Source organism: Kribbella sp. NPDC104740, from assembly GCF_055583505.1.
Genome location: NZ_JBVJNV010000001.1, coordinates 360,221 through 377,939, shown reverse-complemented (window position 1 = coordinate 377,939; position 17,719 = coordinate 360,221). Strand labels below are relative to the sequence as shown.

Genomic DNA, 17,719 nt, shown 5'->3' with positions numbered 1-17,719 from the left:
AGCTACAGACACCTCACCCAAAGGCCTGCTGCTCGGACTCGTACCTGTTCGGGTAACCGTTGCCGGTCGGCGTCGCAGGCGGGGTAGGCGGAGGCGCCGGAGTGTCCGACAGTCCGTCCCGTACGGCGCTCAGTAGCTGCTGCTCTACTGCTTGCAACCCAGCGATCCGCTGGCGGATCGCCTCCTCCTCTGTCCGCGCCGCCGACACGATCTCCTCGGCGTCTGCCTTGGCGGTCTCTCGCAGGTGGTCAGCGGTCCGCTGGCTGGCGCTCAGCACGCTCAGCTCGTACCGGCGCAGCTCGTCCACCCAGGCGCCGTCCTGCGGCTGGGCGGCGAGGACAGGTGCCATCGGGTGCTCGCTGTCGACCGGAGGAAGCGTCCGCTCCAGGTCGGCGATCTGCTGGTCGACCCGGGTGAACAGGTCGGCCACGTCCGTGCGCATCTGCCGGATGACGGTCGCCGCGGCGGCGACTCGTTGACTGGCCTCCCGCTCGCGTTCGAGGGCCGTTCGTTCGGCTGAAGTGATGACACCGAGCGCAACCAACGCATCCCGCTCAGCAGCATCGGTCGGCTCTGGAACTACTTCGGTCGGGGCGTCTTCACTCATCGCCACAGTCCTCCGCAGCGGCACCTCGCGGATGAACAGCACCGCCAGCAGACTCACCACACCGGCAGCCGCCGCGATCAGGAAGATCCGTCCCGTCGCATCGCCGTACGCATGCCGTACGACCTCCGCCACCTGCGGCGGCAACGCACCCACATCCAGCACGCTCGCCCCCGGCGCCTGCAGCCCGGCCCCCGGATCCAGCTCCCGCAGGTTCCGCGTGATCAATTCCGTCACCCGGCTGGCGAGCACCGCACCCAACACCGAAACCCCAACAGCACCACCCAGACTCCGGAAGAACGTCACCGAAGCACTAGCGGCCCCCACCTGGCTGACATCCACCGTGTTCTGCACCGCCAGCACCAGGTTCTGCATCAGCATCCCCATGCCGATGCCCATCGCCCCCATGCCGACTGCCAGATACCAGTACGGGCTCGTGTGATCGATCGTCCCGAGCACTCCGAGCCCACCGATCAGCAACAACCCGCCCAGCACGAGATACCGCTTCCACTTCCCGTACCGCGTGATCATCTGCCCCGCGCCCACCGACCCGAAGAACGACCCCAGCATCATCGGGATCGTCAGCAGCCCGGACTCGGTCGCGCTGTAGCCGCGCGCGATCTGGAAGTACTGCCCGAGGAACACCGCCGACCCGAACATCGCCAGCCCGACCGCCAAGCTGGCCACGATCGCCAGCGCCGTCGTCCGCTCCCGTACGACGGACAGCGGGACCAGCGGCTCCTTCGCGCGGGTCTCGACGACCACCGCGAGGATCGCGAGCACCGCCGTACCGCCGAGGTAGTACGCCGTCTCGCGCGACCACCACGGGAAGTGGGTGCCGGCGAACGACACCCAGACCAGCGGGAGACTTGCGGCGCCGCTGATCAGGATCGCGCCGAGGTAGTCCATCCGCACCTTGCGCTTCAGCAGCGGCAGGTGCAGGTAGCGCTGCAGGACGACGAGGCTGATCATCGCCAGCGGCACGCACACGTAGAAGCACCAGCGCCAGCCGAGCCAGTCCGTGTCGACGATGACGCCGCCGAGCAACGGCCCGCTGACCGTGGCGACGGCGACGACAGCGCCCATGTACCCCGAGTACCGGCCGCGGTCGCGCGGCGGGATCGCGGCGCCGATGATCGCCTGCGCGAGCGCCATCAGCCCGCCCATCGCCAGTCCCTGCAGGACCCGCGCCCCGATCAGGAACGGCACGTTGTGCGCCATCCCGGCCAGCGCCGACCCGATCACGAACAGCACGATCGCGAGCTGGACGAGCAGCTTCTTGCTCATCAGGTCGGACAGCTTGCCCCAGACCGGCGTCGAGACCGTGGTGGCCAGCAGGCTCGCGGTGATCACCCAGGTGTACTGCGTCTGGGTGCCTTCGAGGTCGGCGATGATCGTCGGCAGCGCGTTGCTGACGATCGTCGAGCTGAGCATCGCGGTGAACAGCGCGGCCAGCAGACCGACCAGGATCTCGAGGATCTCCCGGTGCGTGAGCTCGGGATCGGCGGCGCGGGTGGGAGCGGGGGCGGGTGCCGGCGCGGGCGCGGCGACCGGGGTCTCGGTGACAGCCATCGGGGGTGGATCCGTCCTCACGCAGTCGTTCGGCCGGAACAGCCGGTCGGGCTGCTCCGGGGCGGAGTACGGCCTCCAGGTCCTCACCCAGGCCTTATTTGGTTGCAGTAGGAAACTGTAAGGCAGCTCAGCGTCACGCTTGATGCCGGGTCAGCCATCGGGTTGATCGACCTGTTCCGAGGCGCGGTACGCGCGTAACATCCGTTGGCTGTTGAGCGATCAACAGCGGGAAGCCTCGGCGGAGCTGTCAGGGCCCGCCGAGGCTTCCGCCGGATTCGTCAACTGCCGGCGCCGCGACCGGTCCGGGTCTGCAACTCGTCGATCAGCTGTGAGGCCGCCGCTTTGGTCAGCCCGGCCGGCACCTCTTCACCGGCCTCCTGCGCGAGGGTGTGCAGGTAGGACTCCTGCGGCCCGGTCATCGGCTCGTCCCCCGTCGTCCAGTCCTCCGGCTCCTTGTCCGGCACTGGATGCACGTCCTGACTCATCGGTCCTCCTCGTTCGAACACCAGCTCGATTACCGGCACCAGTACCCGCGCCGGCACTTCGCATGCATACGTCAGGACGCGCGCTTGAGAAGCCGTACGGCGTTGGCAGTAGTCCTCGGTCGCCACCCCTCAGCAACCGCAGCCTCGTCCAGCGCGGCGATCTGGTCGGCCACTGCCTCCACCGGCGTGAAGCAGTGGTCGCTGCCGTACAGCAGGTGGTCAGTGCCCGCTACTGCCTGCAGCGCCGGCAGCTGATTAGGCACCGGCGTACCGGCGACGTCGTACCAGAGGTGCTTGAGCTGGTCGGTCACGCTGGGCAGGTCGCTGGTCGGAGCGAAGGTGTCGCGGAACAGGTCGAGCCGGTCGCCCAGCAGCGGGATGACTCCACCAGCATGCGTGACGACGAAGCGGATCCGTGGGTAGCGGGTGAAGATCCCGCTGAGCACCAGGTCGGTCACCGCGCGGGCACTGTCGAACAGGAACTCGATCATCGGCCGCGGCCGGTCCAGCGAGACCTGTCGCCACTGCGGCGGCGAGGTCGGGTGCAGGAACACCACTGCCGCCCGCTCGTCCAGTGCGCGCCACAGCTGCTCCCAGGACGGATCGCCTGGGTACTGCCCGCCGGCGTTGCTGTTCAGGATGACGCCGTCGGCCCCCAGTACGTCGTACGCGTGCTCCAGCTCGACCAGCGCGCCGTCGACGTCCGGCAGCGGCAGGCTGGCGAAGAACCCGAACCGGCCCGGGTGATCCTTGGCCAGCTCGGCCGCGGCCTCGTTCATCCGCCGGGCCAGCACCTGGGCGCGGAAGTCGTCGCCGAAGTGCACGCCGGGCGAGGACAGCGACAGGATCGACCGGGCGATCCCGTTGCGATCCATCAGCTCCAGGTGCTTGGCCGCGCTCCACGTCGGCCAGGCCGGCATCCCGTCCGGCCGCACGTGACCGGCCCGTTCGGCGGCGTCGACGTACTCCTTGAGCAGGAAGTGCGCGTGCACGTCGATCAGTTCACTCATCGGTCTCACCTCCGTCGGGGTCCGGGCGGGCGGGAGCGAGGGCGACCGTTCAGGCCGCCCTCGCCGGGGTCGTGGTCACGCGGTGGTCGGGTGCAGCAGGTCGTCGAGCTCGACCCGGCGCAGGAACTCCGAGCGGATCCGGTCGGCGACCGCGTTCACCACGGCGGCGCCGTCGTCGGAGGGATCGACGTGGACCCGGAACGGGCGGCGGCCCTTCTCGGTGTCGACGACCCGGACGATCTCCTGGGCCACCTCGGCGACGTCGGCCCACGCGGGCTCGAGCTCGCGCAGCTTCTGGCTGACCTGGTCCATCATCCCGGCGTACCTGGTCTCGTACGCCGCGACGATGTCGGTGTCGGCGGGCGAGCCGCTGTGCGCGAAGTGGTTGGTGCCGTGGGTGAACGAGCCGGGCACGACGATCGTCGACTCGATCCCGAACCGGGCGACCTCGAGGGCGTAGCTGACCGCGAGCGCGTCCATCGCGGCCTTGGCGGCGAAGTACGGAGCCAGGTACGGCGGGGTGCCGCCGCGGGTGCTCGAGCTGCCGACCCAGAGCAGCAGTCCGTCCTGCTGCTCGCGCAGGTGCGGCAGCGCCGCGCGGTTGAGTCGCTGGGTGCCGATCACGTTGGTGTCGTACAGGTTGGCGAGCTGCTCCGGGGTGAAGGCCTCGGCCGGGCCGGTGACCATGTGGCCGGCGTTGTGGATCAACACGTCCAGCTTGCCCTGCTCGGCCAGGACGGTCCCGACCGCCTGCCGCGCGGACTCGTCGGAGCTGATGTCCAGCTCGACCGTGCGCAGGTCGACCGAGTTGTCCTTGGCGTAGTCGGCGGCCTCGGCCGCGGCGGCGGTGTTGCGGCCGGCGACGTCCCGCATCCCGGCGTACACGGTGTGGCCGGCGTCGGCCAGGGCGCGGGCGGTGAGGGCGCCGAAACCGCTGGAGGCGCCGCTGATCAGGATGGTTTTGGGCATGGCAAGACTTCCTTTCGGGCAGGCAGAAGCCGGGTACGGGTGAGGGGTGGAGCACGGGGTGCGGGCGCCGCAGGGGCGGGCGCCCGCGGCGGATCAGGCCGCGGAACCGCCGTTGGCGTAGATGGTCTGGCCGTTGATCCAGCGACCGGGCCCGGCCAGGAAGGCGACGATCTCGGCGATGTCCTCGGGCTGGCCGAGGCGCTCCAGCGGCGGCTCGGCGATCATCCGGTCGATGATCTCCTGCGGCTTGCCGGCCATGAACAGGGCGGTCTCGGTCGGGCCGGGGCCGACCGCGTTGACGGTGATGTCGCGGCCGCGCAGCTCGCGGGCCAGGATCAGGCTGATCGAGTTCACCGCGGCCTTGCTGGCGGCGTACGCGGAGTAGTTCGGGCGGGCCAGCGTGGTCAGCGAGCTGGAGATGTTGACGATCGCGCCGCCGTTGCGCAGCCGGCGGGCGGCCTGCTGGTCGACCACGAAGGTGCCGCGGACGTTCACCCGCAGGTGCTCGTCGAGGACGCTCAGGTCCAGGTCGGCCAGCGGGCTGAGCTTCATGATCCCGGCCGCGTGCACCAGCACGTCGATACCGCCGAACTCCAGCTCCGCGGTGTCGAACAGCGCGCTCACCGACTGCTCGTCGGCGACGTCGGCCTGGACGGCGATCGCCCGGCCACCGGCCTGCTCGACGTCCTTGACCGCTTCCTCGGCCTCGGCCTTGCCACCGCTGTAGACGACCACCACGTCGAAGTGGTCCTTGCCCAGGCGGACCGCGGTCTCGCGGCCGATCCCCCGCGACCCACCGGTCACGATCGCCACCCGGTTGGTGTTCTCCGTCATCGTCGATCTCCTTCGTGCTGCTCGGTGCGTTCTTGCTGACACCAGAAGCTTCCCGCGCCGGATGGATCAAGTCCAACGACTCAACTCGATGGGTGGATCAATTCTGTTGATGCGCCAGGTCCTGACCGGGCAACGTGCCCGGCGGGTGGTTCAGGTGCGTGACGACCAGCCCGAGCAGTGCCCGGAGCGCGACCGACGGTTTCCGCTTCCGCAGCGTCGCCATGTAGAGCGACCACTGGAAGGTGTGGTCGGTGATCGGCACCGCCCGGATCGCCGGCTCGTCGGCCACGGCGTACCCGGGCAGGATGCCCAGCCCGACGCCGTGCCGGACGAACTGCACGCCGTTGTCGATCCCGAGCGCCTCGACCACCACGTGCCGGCCGATCCCGGCCGCGTCGAAGGTCTGGTCGATCAGCGACCGGGTGCCGAAGCCCGGCGGGAAGTCCACGAACGCTTCGTCGGCCAGGTCCGCCAGCTCGACCGAACGCCGCCGGGCCAGCCGGTGCCCGGTCGGTACGGCGAGCACCTGCGGCACCTGCAGCAGCTCCCAGGCCGTCAGCTCGCGCGGCACGCTGCCCGCGCCGACGCCGAGGAAGCCGACCTCGATGTCACCGTTGCGCAGCCCGGCGATCACCCCGGCCGACCCCTCCGGCTCGACCCGCAACTGCAGCTCCACGTTCTGGTGCCGGCGCCGGAACTCACCCGCGGCAGCCGGCAGGTCGATCAGCCCGAGCCCCGGCAGCAGCCCGACGCGCACCGTCCCGCGCATCCCCGCACCCAGCTCGTCGACCACGTCTCGCGCGCCCTGCACCGCGTCCATCACCGCCAGCGCCTCCGGCAGCAACGCCGTACCGGCCTCGGTCAGGACGACGCGCTGCGCGGACCGCTCGAACAGCGTCACCTTCAGATCGCGCTCCAGCGAAGCGATCGCCGCGCTGACCGCACTCTGCACGACATGCAACCGCCGGGCCGCGAGCGTGAAACTCCGCTCGTGCGCCACCGCGACGAAGTACTCCAGCTGCCGAAGCTCCACGGCACGAGTCTGGCAGCATCCGCGTCGAGAACGCCGAGACGACTCCGACGGGACCGGATGAGCGGCCCGGTGACTTGGTTACGGCGTGCGGACCTGGTCCTGGTCGACCCAGACCAGGTGGCCGTGGTGGCTGATCAGGATCTCGGGCGACCCTGAACTCGCCGTACGGCGGGACAACGCCTCGCCGGCGATCCAGCGGCCGCCGATCCGGACGTGCACCGACTCGGGCCGGGTGGGAGTGGCAACAGGCATGGGACCTGACTTCTGAACTGGGGCGGCGACGGGTAGGCGACGTCTGGTGGAACGGGAGTGGCGCTGCAGGTCGGGCATCTTCGTCCTCGGGAGGGACCGCAGTCGTCGGCGCTGTCACGCCGGCTGGCTGCTCAACCAAAGGCCACCCTACAACCGGACCGGGAATGATCCCTAGCCGTATCTCGAAACCGCCGGTAAAACAAAGACCTTCAGGAATTCACCGGCCGAAAGCGGGCACCGGGGGTGTGCGACCAAGGAGGTCCACGATGACGACCAACCCGATTCCCCCGATCGTCCCGACCGGCCCGGGCAGCGACCCGGACGAGAACCCCGACCTGGTCGACCCGGTACTGGAACCGAACCCGGACGACGCTCCCGAGCAGGAGGACCCCAACGAGCAACTGCCCCGGGAATAAGTCTTCGCGAACAATCGGCAGCCGGGCACCGGCTGCCGATTGTTTGTTCCGGAAACTATTTCCACTCGGGCAGCTGCTGCAAAGCCCAGGTGTTGCCGTCCGGGTCGTCGAAGAAGACGAACTTCCCCCACGGGAAGTCCTGCACCTCGCTGACCCCGACCCCGCGCCCGGCCAGCTCCTCGCGGGCCGCCGCCACGTCGGCGACGACGATCTGCAGACCGCGCACCGAGCCCGGCTCGCCCTGCGGCATTCCGGTGCCGAGGGCAATCGAACAGGCCGACCCCGGCGGCGTCAGCTGGACGAAGCGGACCTCGTCGCTGACCTGGTGGTCGTGGTCGGCGACGAAGCCGACCTGCTCGGTGTAGAAGGCTTTCGACCGGTCGACGTCACTGACCGGTACCGACACCAACTCCAGTTTCCAATCCATTCCCGTCCCCTCCTGCCTAGGTCCCTGATGCGGCAACCTACCGGGGGAAGCGGTCAGATTCCGGCCACCCGGTTGCCGACCAGGCCCTTGGGTACCGGGTCGTCATCCCGACACCACGGAGGGCAACCATGACGACGCAGACCCCGGCCGTCCACCAGGACGGTCAACGGGCCGCACCGGACGAGCACGTGGGCGCGCTGGTCGCCCAGTTGACCGCCGACGTGAGCCACCTGGTCCGCGACGAGCTGCAGCTGGCCAAGGCCGAGCTGAAGACGAAGGGCAAGGAGGCCGGCCTCGGCGCCGGCCTGTTCGGCGGCGCCGGAGCGTTCGCGTTCTACGGGCTGGGCGCGCTGATCGCGACCGCGATCATCGGGCTCTCGTACGCCGTACCGGCCTGGCTCGCGGCGCTGATCGTGACGCTGCTGCTGTTCGCGATCGCGGGCGTGGCGGCGCTGCTGGGCAAGAAGCACGTCAGCCAGGCGACACCGCCGGTCCCGCAGCGCGCCGTCGAGGGCGTGCACGAGGACCTCGAAGCCCTGAAGGGCCACCAGCCGGAAGGGAAGATCCGATGAGCACCACCACGCGGCAGAACACCGCGCGCAAGACGCCCCGGCCCGCGGCCACCGACGGGATGACCGAGGTCGATGCGCTGCGCGCCGACCTCGAGATGACCCGTCAGCACCTGGCCGACACGGTCCAGGAGCTGAGTCGCCAGCTGAACGTCCCGCGCCGGATCAAGGACTCGGCCGCGAGCGCCGGGCACCGCGCCGCGCAGGCGGCGGGGACCTTCGGCCAGCGCGCGAAGGCGACCGCGGGCGACGTCGGCGTACGCGTCAGGACCACCGCGGGCGGGATGGGCGAACGCGCCAAGCACCTGCCGGAGCACGCGAAGAATCTCCCGGCCAAGGCCAAGCAGGCTCCGGAGCTCGGCCGCAAGCACCCCAAGGCGACCGCCGCCGTCGGAGGCGCGGTAGCTCTCGGCGTAGGCGCGGCGGCCTGGATCGTGGGACGCAACCGGTGAGCACCAAAGCCGTCAAGCTCGCCTACCGCCCGTTCGGCCTGGTCTCCGGCATCGCCGGCGGCCTGGTCGCGGGCGCGATCTTCAAGCAGGTCTGGCGCCGCCTCGCCGACGAGGACGATGCCCCCGACGCTCTGCAGTCGGAGTACCCCTGGCGTCAGCTCCTGCTCGCCGCCGCCCTCCAGGGCGCGGTGTACGCCGTGGTCAAGGCCGCCGTCGACCGCGGCGGCGCCAAGGCCTTCGAACGCTGGACCGGCGAGTGGCCCGGCGACTGATCCCCACCCCGTGAACTGACGGTGGCCCCAGCTCGGATGCGAGCGGGGCCACCGTCGTTTTTCCGGGTGTATACCTCCGGAACATGAATAGAACAAGACGTACTGGGCACCAGATGAGTGCAAGTACTGGTTGCCCAAGGCCCCGGCGTTGAGCAGACAGCGCCGGGGCCGCCACCAACCGGCAATCAGTCCGGCGGCTCGGGAGTGACCGGTACGTCGAGCGCAGGATCGTCCGTCGTGGACTCCGCCGGCGGATCCTCCTCCGGCCCCCGGGTCTCGTCGACCAGGTCGTCGATCAACTCTTCCGGCCTCTCGGTCATTGGCTCCCCTTCCGTCGCTGAAACAGCTCCCGGTACCCAGTGTCGCCCGGCGCACCCATCTCACGCTGTGTCGTCAGGTTGTCGACGTTCTGCGCGATAGGCCCTCGACGGCCGTGGCGCAAGAGCACTACCGTCACAGCTTCTGGTGATTACTGCAGGTGAGGAAGTTCATGGACGTCGATCTACGGTTGGTGCGCTACTTCCTGGTGATGGCGGAGGAGTTGCACTTCACCGCCGCCGCCCGCCGGTTGTACGTGTCCCAGCCGGCACTCAGCAATCAGATCCGCCGCTTGGAGAACCAACTGGGGGCCCAGCTGTTCGAGCGTTCCCCCCGGGGCGTGACGTTGACCGCCGCCGGGGACGCGTTCCTTCCGCACGCGCAGAGCGCGCTCGCCGCGATCCGTTCCGGTGTCGCCGAGGCGACCGCCGCCGCCGGCCGCGACCAGGTACTGCGCATCGACGTGCTCCAGACCGACCTGGTCACGCCGCGCGCCGTACTGGCCCGTCTCCGCGAGCGCCTCCCCTCGCTGCGGCTGGAAGTCAGCAGCCGCGGTAGCCGCGAGCAGGAGCAGCGGCTGCTCAGCGGCGAGCTCGATCTGGCGCTGTGCGGTTCGACGGCCCACCTGGCAGACGGCCTTGTCCAGCGGGTGATGCGCCGCGAGGCGCTCGGCATCGCGCTGCCGACGGACCACCCGTTGAGCGACGCCGACGCGGTCGCTGTCCGCGAGCTCGCTGACGAGGTGCACTACCTGCCGCGCGACGACTTCGCCCCCGAGTGGAACGACTTCGTGCTCGGCTGCTTCCGTACGGCGGGCTTCCAGCCGCGCCGGCACCCGGCGAGCACCGACGGGACCAGCTCGGCGCTCGAGCTGGTCAAGGCCGGCGAGTGCGTCGCGCTCGGACTGCTCTCGACGCCGGCGCCGGACGGGGTCGTGGTGAAGCCGCTCGCGGCCGGCGTACCGCCGTACACGTGGACCCTGCGCTGGCGCGATTCCGCGCACCCGCCGACGGCCGCGCTCGGGGTGTTGCGGTCCCTGGACTGATGCAACAGGTTCGTGTGAGTTCGGGGTCGGATGCATAACTTCGGCATCCATGGGGTAGGAATGACTCACACAGATATTGACCGCGGTCCAGACATGTGCCGCGCCGTGACTCAACGTCGCGAGGTCAAGAATCATGGGCACCGTACTTGCCAGTTCCACCGTCGAAGAGCTGCACCCTTCCGATCCGAAGCAGCGCCGAGACCTGGCCACCCGGGAGCTTCTCTCCCGCCGAGCGGCCACCACCGACGAAAGGCTCCAGCAGTCCTTGCTGGAGGAAGCCATCGAGCTGAACCTGGGCATCGCCCACAGCATCGCGAGCCGTTTCCGCGGTCGCGGTGTCGAGGCGGACGACCTGGACCAGGTCGCTTACCTGGGTCTGCTGAAAGCGGCCCGTAGTTACCGTCCCGACACCGGGACACCGTTCCTCGCGTACGCCGTACCGACCATCCGTGGTGAGGTGAAGCGCTACTTCCGCGACTGCTCGTGGACCGTGCGGATCCCCCGTCGCCTGCAGGAGCTGCAGGGGTCGATCGCGAGCGTTCGCCCGCAACTGGTCCAGGACCTGCAGCGTGATCCCACGCTGGAGGAGCTGGCCGAAGCCGTCGGCACCGACGTGGCCGAGATCGAGGCCGCGATCGCCGCCGACGGGTGCTTCTCGGTCCTGTCGCTGGACCGTCCGGTCGACGGCGAGTCGACCGCGAACCTGGCCGACACGATCGCGGACGAGGAGGACACCTCGTTCGAGCGCACCGAAGCGGTCGCCGTGCTCGAACCGGTGCTGAACGAGCTCGCCCCGCGCGAACGCAAGATCCTCGAGCTGCGCTTCATCGAGGGTCACACCCAGGCCGACATCGGCGCGGAGATCGGCGTCAGCCAGATGCAGGTCTCCCGGCTGCTGCGCGGGATCCTGGACAAGCTGCGCGACCAGATCGAGCCCCCGGCCGTCTCCGCGGCCTGATCGCCCCGCCTGCGGTTCGCCGTACACTCATCCGTACGGCGAACCGCACGCGGAGGATTAGATGCCATCGGCACCCATTTTCGTGGTGCAGCTGCACGACGCGCGCCGCCGGCACTACGACGTCCGTCTCGAGGTCGACGGCGTCCTGAAGTCCTGGGCCGTCCCGCTCGGCCCCTCGCTGGACCCGGTGGTCAAGCGGCTGGCCGTGTTCACCACCGACCACGAGCTCGAGTACGCGACGTACGAGGGTGTGCACGCCGGCGCCAAGTACGGCAGTGGCGCGGTGATCGTCTGGGACGCGGGCGTCTACACCAACCTCACCCGCGACAAGCAGCGCCGCCTGGTCGATCCGGCCGACGCCATCGAGCACGGCCATCTCAAGTTCCACCTCAACGGCGTGAAGCTGCAGGGCACCTGGGCGTTCACCCGCACCGACCGCGACTGGCTCCTGGTCAAGGTCCGCGACGACTCCGCCGATCCCCTGCTCGACCTCACCGCAGCCGAGCCCCGCTCGATCCTCAGCGGTCTCACCATCGACGAGATGGCCGCTACAGCAACCTGATCACCGCGGTCGCGACGATCCCGCCCGCGACCGCGACCAGCATCGGTACCTTGGCCAGCGCCAGTACGCCGGATGCCCCGACTCCCGCGAGCTGCGTCCAGTCGAGCTGCTTGCCGCCGAGTTCGGTCACGATCAACCCGGCCAGCAGCACCGGCGCGGTGAGCGCGGTCATCCTGATCACCGGCGGCGGCAGCTTGCGCTGGGCGATGACCAGCGGCGCACTCGCCTTCATCAGCCAGCTCAGCACGGTGACAGCCGCCACGGACAGCCAGATCCTGATCATGCGGTCTCCTTCTCCGGCAGTACGCCGATCAGCGCGGCCGCGGTGGCACCGAGCAGCGCGTAGCCCGGGCTGGTCACGAACAGCAGCGCGGCTGCGATCGCCGCCCCGAGCAGCGCCGCGGCGAAGGCCCGCCGCGATCTGCGCAGCTCGTCGATCGCGAGGATCAGGAAGAACGCGGGAAACGCGACATCGAGGCCGAGCGTGTGCATGAGCTCGGGCGAGGGGGCCGTGAGCGCGCCGATCGCCGTACCGCTGACCCAGAAGACCCACTGCGGGACACTGGCCCCGATCAGCCGGGCGGCGTCGTACCGTCCGTCGTCGGTGTGCGCGGCGACGAACGAGGCGTCCGCCAGCGCCAGCGCCTGCACCGATCGCCGAACCCGGCCGCCTTCGAGGTTCTCGTTGAGCGCGACACTCATCACCAGGTAGCGGGCGTTGATCAGCACCGCCGAGGTGATCGCGGCGAGCGCGGACCCGCCGGCCAGCGCGGTCAGCAGCGTGAACTGCGCCGACCCGGAGAACGCCAGCGCCGAGAACACGACCGGAAGACCGAACCCCCACCCCCGCGCCTCCGCCTCGGCCCCGAAACTCAACGCCAGCACGAAAGCCGCCGCCCCGGGGCCGGCCCCGAGCCGCATCCCGTCGACGAAGTCCTGACGTCTCATCCGCGCGTCCCGCGGTGTTGTCGCTTCACCCTCGTCCTGTGCCCACAGTCCGCCGGGCTGCACTCACCAGCTGTCGACGTGCAGCACCTCGTCGAGCGGCTGGCGCTTGGCGGGCTTGAAGTCCGTACCGATCGTGTACGCCGTGGGGATCAGCACCGTCTGGCGGACGTCCTCGGGGATCCCGAGCAGCGCGGAGATCTCGGTCTCGTACTTCAGGTGCAGCGTCGTCCACGCCGTCCCGAGTCCGCGGGCGCGGGCCGCGAGCATGTAGCTCCAGGCCGACGGGAGGATCGAGCCCCAGAGCCCGGCCTGATTGCCCGCCGGCAGGTTCTTCGCCGTCAGGCACGGGATCGCGAGTACCGGGACCTGGCCCATCCGCTCGCCGAGGTAGGCCACGCTCGACCCGACCCGTTGCTGGATCGGCGCGCGGTCCGGGTCGTCGGCGTACAGGCGTCCAGCGGCACCCGAGGACTCCAGGTACGCCGCGACCGCCTGCCGGTAGTACTCGCCGATCTGCGCGCGCTTGTCCGGGTCGGTGATCACCAGCCAGTACCACGACTGCCGGTTGCTGCCGGACGGCGCCTGGAGCGCGATCTCGATGCACTCGCGGATCAGCTCCGGCGGCACCGGGCGTTCCAGGTCGAGCCGCTTGCGCACGGTCCTGGTCGTGGTGAGCAGTTCGTCGGGCGTCAGGTCGAGTGTGGTCACCCAGCCAGTCTTAGCAGGTGTACATGCTGTTCGGGTGCACCGTCTCGCAGTACCGGACGTGCAGGTGGTTGTCGTGCGCCGGCCAGTTGCTGGTCAGGCCCTCGCTGATCAGCGTCGGGTCGTTGAACCAGATGTAGCGCACGTGCCCGGGCGCCGCCGCCCGGATCGCCTGCACCAACTGCCGCGTCGCGGCGCGGTCGTACGTCGCCGACTGCCAGGTGATCCGGCCCGCGCTGCACTGCCCGTTGTCGGTGCGGATCGGCCAGATGTCGATGTCCAGCCCGTTCTCGTGGCTGCCGTGGCCGGGGATGTCGCCGCCGTGCTCGAAGCCGGCGTCGCCGTACGGGACCTTGCCCTGGCCGGTGCCGGCGAAGTTCCGGGTGGCCTGCTCGAGCTGGGCGACGGCGGCCGCCGCGGCCCAGTTGGCCGCCGTACCGTTGCCGTCCGGGTCCTGGTCGCACAGGTTCGCGGCGAAGTCGGGGTAGTCGTAGTGCCAGGTCAGGTTGCGCCAGGTGACCGGCCCGGCGATGCCGTCGGCGCCGATCCCGGCGTGCGACTGGAAGGCCGTCACCGCGTCCTTGACCGCGGCACTGAAGACGCCGTCGACCGGGAGCGCCAGGCGCCGCTTGGCGTTCAGCTCGACCTGCAGCGCGCGGACGGCGTTGCCGCTGTCGCCCTGGCGGATGGTCGGGACCAGCGCACCCCAGGTCTGCGGGCCCACGATCCCGTCGGACCCGAGGCCCTTCGCGGTCTGGAACGCCTTCGCCGCGGCGACTGTCGACGGACCGAAGACGCCGTCGGCCGAGACGCTCTGGCCGTGGTGCTGGAGCAGGTACTGGATCGCCTGGACGTCCGCGCCCCGGTTGCCGGTGCTCTGGGTCGGGAAGAACGCGTTCGCGTAGGCGTGAGCGGGCGTTGCGGCGGTGCCGATCAGCACGATCGCGAGCAGCAGCAGGCCGAGTTGTCTCATCGCTGGACTCCATCCGGGGCGGGGAACGGCAGGTCAACGAGTAACTTCTACTGGTTCACCATCGGGCAGAATCTTGCGGGCCGCAAGGTCTCGGCGCCGGAGCGCTAGGGTCGGGACCATGGCGAGGTATTTCGACGTGCATCCGGAGAATCCGCAGAAACGCGCGATCGGGCAGGTGGTCGACCTGGTCCGCGGCGGCGGCCTGATCGCGTACCCGACCGACTCGTGCTTCGCGCTCGGCTGCCAGCTGGGCAACAAGGACGGCATCGACCGGATCAAGACGATCCGGCACCTGGACGACCGGCACCACTTCACGCTGGTCTGCCAGGACTTCGCGCAGCTCGGGCAGTTCGTGCACATCAGCAACGCGGTGTTCCGCTCGATCAAGGCGGCCACGCCCGGCAGCTACACGTTCATCCTGCCGGCCACCAAGGAGGTCCCGCGCCGGCTGCTGCACCCGAAGAAGAAGACCGTCGGCGTCCGGATCCCCGACCACGTCGTAGCGCAGGCTCTGGTCGCCGAGCTCGGCGAGCCGCTGCTGTCCAGCACGCTGCTGCTGCCCGACCACGAGGAGCCGATGACGCAGGGCTGGGAGATCAAGGAGGAGCTCGACAACCAGGTCGACGCCGTCATCGACTCCGGCGAGGCCGGCACCGAGCCGACCACCGTGATCGACTTCTCCGAGGACTTCCCGGAGATCGTCCGGGTGGGTGCGGGAGACCCGACGCCGTTCGAGTAACAGCTCAGAGGTGAGAGGTGATCACCGAGATCGACAGCGCGAGGCAGCCGAGCACGAAGACCAGCAGCCAGCGGGCCCGGCGAGCGGCGCGCTCGTCTCCGGGGGCCGGGGGTGCGGTCGGACTTGTCATGTCAACATCATCCACCGAGCCGCGACCTCGGTGAACACCGGTACCCCGACTTCAGGGACGGCTCCGGGGTGGACTACCTGACCACCCCTACGGGGACGGCCGTCACCAGCAGGTTCGACTCGTAGCCGCCGCGGGCCGCGTCGTACGCGCCGGTGCAGGTGATCAGCGACAGCTTGTGCTCGCCGACCTGGTCGAAGGCGCCGCTCCGCGTCGCGAGCGCGTCCTTCGGCACCGACACCACCGAGCTCACCCGGTACGCCGCACTGTGCCCGGCGCCCTGCAGCACAACGGTTTCCCCGACCTTGATCCGCAGCAGCCGGGCGAAGTACCCGATTCCCTCGGTCGCCGAGTCGACGTGCCCGGCGAGCACCACGGCCCCGAACGGATCGCCGGCCTCGGCGCCACCGTCCCACCACCCGACCCGGCGGACCGCGTCCGGTACGGCGAGCCGCCCGTCGACCGTGCTGGCCGGGTCGACCGCGGCCTTCGCGCCACCCGGGAGCACCACCTCGGCGGGGACGAACCGGATCCGCTGGCTCGCGGCCGGCGTACCGACTCTTGCCGGAGGCACCGATCCGGTGGCTGCGGGCGGCGGCCCCGTGCTTTCGCCGCCGCCCGCCTCTCGGCTCTGACCTGCTCCGTCCGCCGGAGCGGCGCACCCCTCCAGGGCCACACCGAGGACGAGAAGCAGACCGAGCAACACCTTCTTCAGCGACGGACCACCTTCCGGACCGTCAGCAGCACCGCGCACCCGGCGAGCAGCGCCAGGCCGATCAGCGGCGACGGGTTGTCCTGCATCGCCGCAATCTGGCCGCCCGTCCCGGTGTCGACCGTGCCCGGCCGGTCGGACCCGGTGCCCGGCAGCCGGATGGTCCCGACCGCGACATTCATCGTCTTGGAGTTCGGTTCACCGACCGCGAATACCCGGGTCAGGTAACCGGCCTTGACGGGTAATGATGCAGGCCCCAGAATGACCGGCCCGGTGGCACCCGCGGGCACGATCTCGACGGTGTAAGTTCCCGCCGGAACGACTACGTCGAGTGATTCCCCGTTGGCCACGTTCGCGAACAGCACCTTGCCGTTCACCCGAATGTCGGCCGGCCCGACCGCGGCCGTGTGCGCGACCCGGACCGCGGCCTTGTCCTTCGCGACCGCGGTCAGCTTGTTCGGGTACGTCGTGATCACCGGCGCGGCGGTCGGCGCGGCCGGACGGTGGATCACCACGTCCTGGTTGCTCCCGGCCCCGACCGAGACCTGGCGGTCGACCAGCGTCTTCCCGCCCGCGACAGCAGTGATCCGGCGCTGCCCCTGCGCCACCTTGAACGGACCGACAACCTTGGTCGCGACGACCCCACGCGCCACGACCTTGCCGTCGACCTGGACGTCCACGGTCTGCCCGGGCAGCCCTTGGACGACGTACACGGTGCCGTTGCCGGCCGCCCCGGCCGGGCTCGCCAGCACCGCCGGCACCGCGGCGACGATCACCCCGAGCACCAGCGAAATCACTCTGCGGAAATGCGGACCGGGAATTCTCGAAAACTCCCCAGTGACTTTCCGTCGGCTTCCGGCGACTGCCCGGAATGGCCCGAACACTTTCCGTTCCCGCATTCACTGCCCCCTCAGAAATGCCACTCCCGAAAATGCCTGACGGTCTAATTCCGGCGTATCGTACGCAGAAGTCGCACTCGGCCACCAGAGGAAGTGGCCGGGTCGTTGGGGGCGATTCAGCATGTCCGTTCGTACCTGTCTGGCCGGCGCCGTCCTGATCGTGGGGCTGCTGGCAACGACCGCCTGCTCGTCCGAGCTGGCGGGGCCGACCCCGCCCAGCCCGGGACCGTTGCCCGCGGGCAGCGGCGCGGCGCCGGTGCAACCACCGCCGACCGCCGAGGGGCCCGGCCTGACCGCGCCGGGAATCCGGCTCACCGCCGTACCGCGCGGTGACGGGAGTTTCGACGTCACCGAAGAGGTGATGCTGCGCGACCCGACCGACCGGTTGCAGCTGCGACTGCCGCAGTCGGGTGAGCGGCTGCAGGGGATGATGGCGCGAACCACGCCGGAGGCAACCAGCCTGCGGATCGTTGCCGACGGCGATCCGGTGCTGCTGCCGGAGACCGATGTGAAGGCGACGCGGGAGCTGCCGCTGAACGCGGCGGCCACCGAGCTGAAGCTGACCTACCGGCTGAGCGGTTCGTCGGCGCGCAGCCTGCCGTCGCGGGTCGGACGGGCACTGGCCGCGATCAGCCCGCTGACCGCCGCCACCGACGGGACGCTGCCGACCAACCTGGCCGTGTCGGGCGGCGGACTGCTGAACGCGGTCTGCCCACTGATGACCGAGACGCGGTGCGCGGTCGGTGAGCCGCCGGGGCTGGGGATCCAGCAGGGACTGCCGGCCGACCGGGCGCTCGCCGTACTGCAGCTGGACCTTCCGATGCAGCCCTGACCGTCG

At 70.0% G+C, this 17,719-nt stretch carries 25 protein-coding genes; 9 read left to right on the top strand and 16 right to left on the bottom strand.

Annotated elements, in window-relative coordinates:
- Positions 1 to 13: 13 nt before the first annotated feature.
- From ACZ6Z4_RS01805 to ACZ6Z4_RS01775, 7 genes are all read right to left on the bottom strand, one after another.
- On the bottom strand, positions 14 to 2,176 hold the full coding sequence (locus ACZ6Z4_RS01805) for an MDR family MFS transporter (RefSeq protein ID WP_465557091.1): 2,163 nt from the start codon (positions 2,174 to 2,176) through the stop codon (positions 14 to 16).
- A gap of 278 nt (positions 2,177 to 2,454) precedes the next feature.
- Complete coding sequence (locus ACZ6Z4_RS01800) at positions 2,455 to 2,661, bottom strand: DUF3072 domain-containing protein (protein WP_363667838.1); 207 nt, start codon at positions 2,659 to 2,661, stop codon at positions 2,455 to 2,457.
- A gap of 71 nt (positions 2,662 to 2,732) precedes the next feature.
- On the bottom strand, positions 2,733 to 3,671 hold the full coding sequence (locus ACZ6Z4_RS01795) for an amidohydrolase family protein (protein WP_465557089.1): 939 nt from the start codon (positions 3,669 to 3,671) through the stop codon (positions 2,733 to 2,735).
- A gap of 75 nt (positions 3,672 to 3,746) precedes the next feature.
- Positions 3,747 to 4,640 carry an SDR family oxidoreductase gene (locus tag ACZ6Z4_RS01790; protein WP_465557087.1) on the bottom strand — a complete coding sequence of 298 codons (894 nt, stop codon included), beginning with the start codon at positions 4,638 to 4,640 and terminating at the stop codon, positions 3,747 to 3,749.
- A 93-nt stretch (positions 4,641 to 4,733) separates the two neighbouring features.
- On the bottom strand, positions 4,734 to 5,474 hold the full coding sequence (locus ACZ6Z4_RS01785; RefSeq protein ID WP_465557085.1) for an SDR family oxidoreductase: 741 nt from the start codon (positions 5,472 to 5,474) through the stop codon (positions 4,734 to 4,736).
- 97 nt (positions 5,475 to 5,571) lie between these two features.
- Complete coding sequence (locus ACZ6Z4_RS01780) at positions 5,572 to 6,507, bottom strand: LysR family transcriptional regulator (protein WP_465557084.1); 936 nt, start codon at positions 6,505 to 6,507, stop codon at positions 5,572 to 5,574.
- Between the two features lie 78 nt (positions 6,508 to 6,585).
- Positions 6,586 to 6,759: a hypothetical protein gene (locus tag ACZ6Z4_RS01775; RefSeq protein ID WP_363667851.1), complete on the bottom strand. Its 174-nt coding sequence runs from the start codon at positions 6,757 to 6,759 to the stop codon at positions 6,586 to 6,588.
- 266 nt (positions 6,760 to 7,025) lie between these two features.
- On the opposite strand from ACZ6Z4_RS01775, the gene ACZ6Z4_RS01770 reads away from it, so the two are divergent.
- Positions 7,026 to 7,175 carry a hypothetical protein gene (locus ACZ6Z4_RS01770; protein ID WP_465557081.1) on the top strand — a complete coding sequence of 50 codons (150 nt, stop codon included), beginning with the start codon at positions 7,026 to 7,028 and terminating at the stop codon, positions 7,173 to 7,175.
- A 55-nt stretch (positions 7,176 to 7,230) separates the two neighbouring features.
- Here the strand turns inward: ACZ6Z4_RS01770 and ACZ6Z4_RS01765 are convergent, their stop codons facing one another.
- Entirely contained in the window at positions 7,231 to 7,602 is a 372-nt protein-coding gene (locus tag ACZ6Z4_RS01765; protein ID WP_465557079.1) for a VOC family protein, read from the bottom strand.
- 128 nt (positions 7,603 to 7,730) lie between these two features.
- Here ACZ6Z4_RS01765 and ACZ6Z4_RS01760 point away from each other — a divergent pair, with 128 nt between their 5' ends.
- The 3 genes from ACZ6Z4_RS01760 to ACZ6Z4_RS01750 are packed head-to-tail and all read left to right on the top strand — an operon-like array spanning position 7,731 to position 8,895.
- Positions 7,731 to 8,174, top strand: a complete 444-nt coding sequence (locus ACZ6Z4_RS01760) for a phage holin family protein (RefSeq protein WP_465557077.1) — start codon at positions 7,731 to 7,733, stop codon at positions 8,172 to 8,174.
- Entirely contained in the window at positions 8,171 to 8,623 is a 453-nt protein-coding gene (locus ACZ6Z4_RS01755) for a DUF3618 domain-containing protein (RefSeq protein ID WP_465557075.1), read from the top strand. The genes ACZ6Z4_RS01760 and ACZ6Z4_RS01755 overlap by 4 nt, the downstream gene beginning before the upstream one ends.
- The gene (locus tag ACZ6Z4_RS01750) at positions 8,620 to 8,895 is read left to right on the top strand and encodes a DUF4235 domain-containing protein (protein ID WP_465557073.1); all 276 of its coding nucleotides are present in this window, start codon (positions 8,620 to 8,622) and stop codon (positions 8,893 to 8,895) included. The genes ACZ6Z4_RS01755 and ACZ6Z4_RS01750 overlap by 4 nt, the downstream gene beginning before the upstream one ends.
- A 185-nt stretch (positions 8,896 to 9,080) precedes the next feature.
- Here ACZ6Z4_RS01750 and ACZ6Z4_RS01745 read toward each other — a convergent pair whose 3' ends face one another.
- A complete protein-coding gene (locus ACZ6Z4_RS01745) occupies positions 9,081 to 9,215 on the bottom strand; it encodes a hypothetical protein (protein ID WP_465557071.1) in 135 nt (44 codons plus the stop codon).
- A 170-nt stretch (positions 9,216 to 9,385) separates the two neighbouring features.
- On the opposite strand from ACZ6Z4_RS01745, the gene ACZ6Z4_RS01740 reads away from it, so the two are divergent.
- From ACZ6Z4_RS01740 to ACZ6Z4_RS01730, 3 genes are all read left to right on the top strand, one after another.
- Complete coding sequence (locus ACZ6Z4_RS01740; protein ID WP_363667867.1) at positions 9,386 to 10,258, top strand: LysR family transcriptional regulator; 873 nt, start codon at positions 9,386 to 9,388, stop codon at positions 10,256 to 10,258.
- Positions 10,259 to 10,391: 133 nt separating this feature from the next.
- Positions 10,392 to 11,216 (top strand): SigB/SigF/SigG family RNA polymerase sigma factor, encoded by an 825-nt coding sequence (locus ACZ6Z4_RS01735; RefSeq protein WP_465557069.1) that lies wholly within the window; start codon positions 10,392 to 10,394, stop codon positions 11,214 to 11,216.
- A 61-nt stretch (positions 11,217 to 11,277) separates the two neighbouring features.
- Positions 11,278 to 11,778, top strand: coding sequence for a DNA polymerase ligase N-terminal domain-containing protein (locus tag ACZ6Z4_RS01730; RefSeq protein ID WP_465557067.1), 501 nt, complete (start codon positions 11,278 to 11,280; stop codon positions 11,776 to 11,778).
- Here the strand turns inward: ACZ6Z4_RS01730 and ACZ6Z4_RS01725 are convergent.
- The 4 genes from ACZ6Z4_RS01725 to ACZ6Z4_RS01710 all read right to left on the bottom strand — a co-directional run bounded on the left by ACZ6Z4_RS01725 (position 11,765) and on the right by ACZ6Z4_RS01710 (position 14,404).
- Positions 11,765 to 12,061, bottom strand: a complete 297-nt coding sequence (locus tag ACZ6Z4_RS01725) for an AzlD domain-containing protein (RefSeq protein WP_465557065.1) — start codon at positions 12,059 to 12,061, stop codon at positions 11,765 to 11,767. The genes ACZ6Z4_RS01730 and ACZ6Z4_RS01725 overlap by 14 nt on opposite strands.
- Positions 12,058 to 12,726, bottom strand: a complete 669-nt coding sequence (locus tag ACZ6Z4_RS01720; protein WP_465557063.1) for an AzlC family ABC transporter permease — start codon at positions 12,724 to 12,726, stop codon at positions 12,058 to 12,060. Before ACZ6Z4_RS01720 ends, ACZ6Z4_RS01725 begins: the two co-directional genes overlap by 4 nt.
- A gap of 63 nt (positions 12,727 to 12,789) precedes the next feature.
- Entirely contained in the window at positions 12,790 to 13,434 is a 645-nt protein-coding gene (locus ACZ6Z4_RS01715) for a nitroreductase family protein (protein ID WP_465557061.1), read from the bottom strand.
- A 10-nt stretch (positions 13,435 to 13,444) separates the two neighbouring features.
- Positions 13,445 to 14,404: a penicillin-insensitive murein endopeptidase gene (locus tag ACZ6Z4_RS01710; protein ID WP_465557059.1), complete on the bottom strand. Its 960-nt coding sequence runs from the start codon at positions 14,402 to 14,404 to the stop codon at positions 13,445 to 13,447.
- Between the two features lie 118 nt (positions 14,405 to 14,522).
- Between ACZ6Z4_RS01710 and ACZ6Z4_RS01705 the strand changes: the two genes are divergently transcribed.
- Positions 14,523 to 15,143, top strand: coding sequence for an L-threonylcarbamoyladenylate synthase (locus ACZ6Z4_RS01705; RefSeq protein WP_363667879.1), 621 nt, complete (start codon positions 14,523 to 14,525; stop codon positions 15,141 to 15,143).
- Positions 15,144 to 15,147: 4 nt separating this feature from the next.
- Here ACZ6Z4_RS01705 and ACZ6Z4_RS01700 read toward each other — a convergent pair whose 3' ends face one another.
- From ACZ6Z4_RS01700 to ACZ6Z4_RS01690, 3 genes are all read right to left on the bottom strand, one after another.
- A complete protein-coding gene (locus ACZ6Z4_RS01700) occupies positions 15,148 to 15,273 on the bottom strand; it encodes a hypothetical protein (RefSeq protein ID WP_363667881.1) in 126 nt (41 codons plus the stop codon).
- Between the two features lie 73 nt (positions 15,274 to 15,346).
- Positions 15,347 to 15,844, bottom strand: coding sequence for a class F sortase (locus tag ACZ6Z4_RS01695; protein ID WP_465557056.1), 498 nt, complete (start codon positions 15,842 to 15,844; stop codon positions 15,347 to 15,349).
- A gap of 137 nt (positions 15,845 to 15,981) precedes the next feature.
- The gene (locus tag ACZ6Z4_RS01690; RefSeq protein ID WP_465557054.1) at positions 15,982 to 16,779 is read right to left on the bottom strand and encodes a DUF4397 domain-containing protein; all 798 of its coding nucleotides are present in this window, start codon (positions 16,777 to 16,779) and stop codon (positions 15,982 to 15,984) included.
- Between the two features lie 223 nt (positions 16,780 to 17,002).
- Between ACZ6Z4_RS01690 and ACZ6Z4_RS01685 the strand changes: the two genes are divergently transcribed.
- Positions 17,003 to 17,713, top strand: coding sequence for a hypothetical protein (locus ACZ6Z4_RS01685; protein WP_363667887.1), 711 nt, complete (start codon positions 17,003 to 17,005; stop codon positions 17,711 to 17,713).
- The last annotated feature ends 6 nt before the right edge of the window (positions 17,714 to 17,719 follow it).

Coding starts and splice junctions, on each gene's coding strand:
- ACZ6Z4_RS01805 (WP_465557091.1), bottom strand. CDS start 2,176: ATGGCTGTCACCGAGACCCCGGTCGCCGCGCCCGCGCCGGCACCCGCC.
- ACZ6Z4_RS01800 (WP_363667838.1), bottom strand. CDS start 2,661: ATGAGTCAGGACGTGCATCCAGTGCCGGACAAGGAGCCGGAGGACTGG.
- ACZ6Z4_RS01795 (WP_465557089.1), bottom strand. CDS start 3,671: ATGAGTGAACTGATCGACGTGCACGCGCACTTCCTGCTCAAGGAGTAC.
- ACZ6Z4_RS01790 (WP_465557087.1), bottom strand. CDS start 4,640: ATGCCCAAAACCATCCTGATCAGCGGCGCCTCCAGCGGTTTCGGCGCC.
- ACZ6Z4_RS01785 (WP_465557085.1), bottom strand. CDS start 5,474: ATGACGGAGAACACCAACCGGGTGGCGATCGTGACCGGTGGGTCGCGG.
- ACZ6Z4_RS01775 (WP_363667851.1), bottom strand. CDS start 6,759: ATGCCTGTTGCCACTCCCACCCGGCCCGAGTCGGTGCACGTCCGGATC.
- ACZ6Z4_RS01770 (WP_465557081.1), top strand. CDS start 7,026: ATGACGACCAACCCGATTCCCCCGATCGTCCCGACCGGCCCGGGCAGC.
- ACZ6Z4_RS01765 (WP_465557079.1), bottom strand. CDS start 7,602: ATGGATTGGAAACTGGAGTTGGTGTCGGTACCGGTCAGTGACGTCGAC.
- ACZ6Z4_RS01760 (WP_465557077.1), top strand. CDS start 7,731: ATGACGACGCAGACCCCGGCCGTCCACCAGGACGGTCAACGGGCCGCA.
- ACZ6Z4_RS01755 (WP_465557075.1), top strand. CDS start 8,171: ATGAGCACCACCACGCGGCAGAACACCGCGCGCAAGACGCCCCGGCCC.
- ACZ6Z4_RS01745 (WP_465557071.1), bottom strand. CDS start 9,215: ATGACCGAGAGGCCGGAAGAGTTGATCGACGACCTGGTCGACGAGACC.
- ACZ6Z4_RS01740 (WP_363667867.1), top strand. CDS start 9,386: ATGGACGTCGATCTACGGTTGGTGCGCTACTTCCTGGTGATGGCGGAG.
- ACZ6Z4_RS01735 (WP_465557069.1), top strand. CDS start 10,392: ATGGGCACCGTACTTGCCAGTTCCACCGTCGAAGAGCTGCACCCTTCC.
- ACZ6Z4_RS01730 (WP_465557067.1), top strand. CDS start 11,278: ATGCCATCGGCACCCATTTTCGTGGTGCAGCTGCACGACGCGCGCCGC.
- ACZ6Z4_RS01725 (WP_465557065.1), bottom strand. CDS start 12,061: ATGATCAGGATCTGGCTGTCCGTGGCGGCTGTCACCGTGCTGAGCTGG.
- ACZ6Z4_RS01720 (WP_465557063.1), bottom strand. CDS start 12,726: ATGAGACGTCAGGACTTCGTCGACGGGATGCGGCTCGGGGCCGGCCCC.
- ACZ6Z4_RS01710 (WP_465557059.1), bottom strand. CDS start 14,404: ATGAGACAACTCGGCCTGCTGCTGCTCGCGATCGTGCTGATCGGCACC.
- ACZ6Z4_RS01705 (WP_363667879.1), top strand. CDS start 14,523: ATGGCGAGGTATTTCGACGTGCATCCGGAGAATCCGCAGAAACGCGCG.
- ACZ6Z4_RS01700 (WP_363667881.1), bottom strand. CDS start 15,273: ATGACAAGTCCGACCGCACCCCCGGCCCCCGGAGACGAGCGCGCCGCT.
- ACZ6Z4_RS01685 (WP_363667887.1), top strand. CDS start 17,003: ATGTCCGTTCGTACCTGTCTGGCCGGCGCCGTCCTGATCGTGGGGCTG.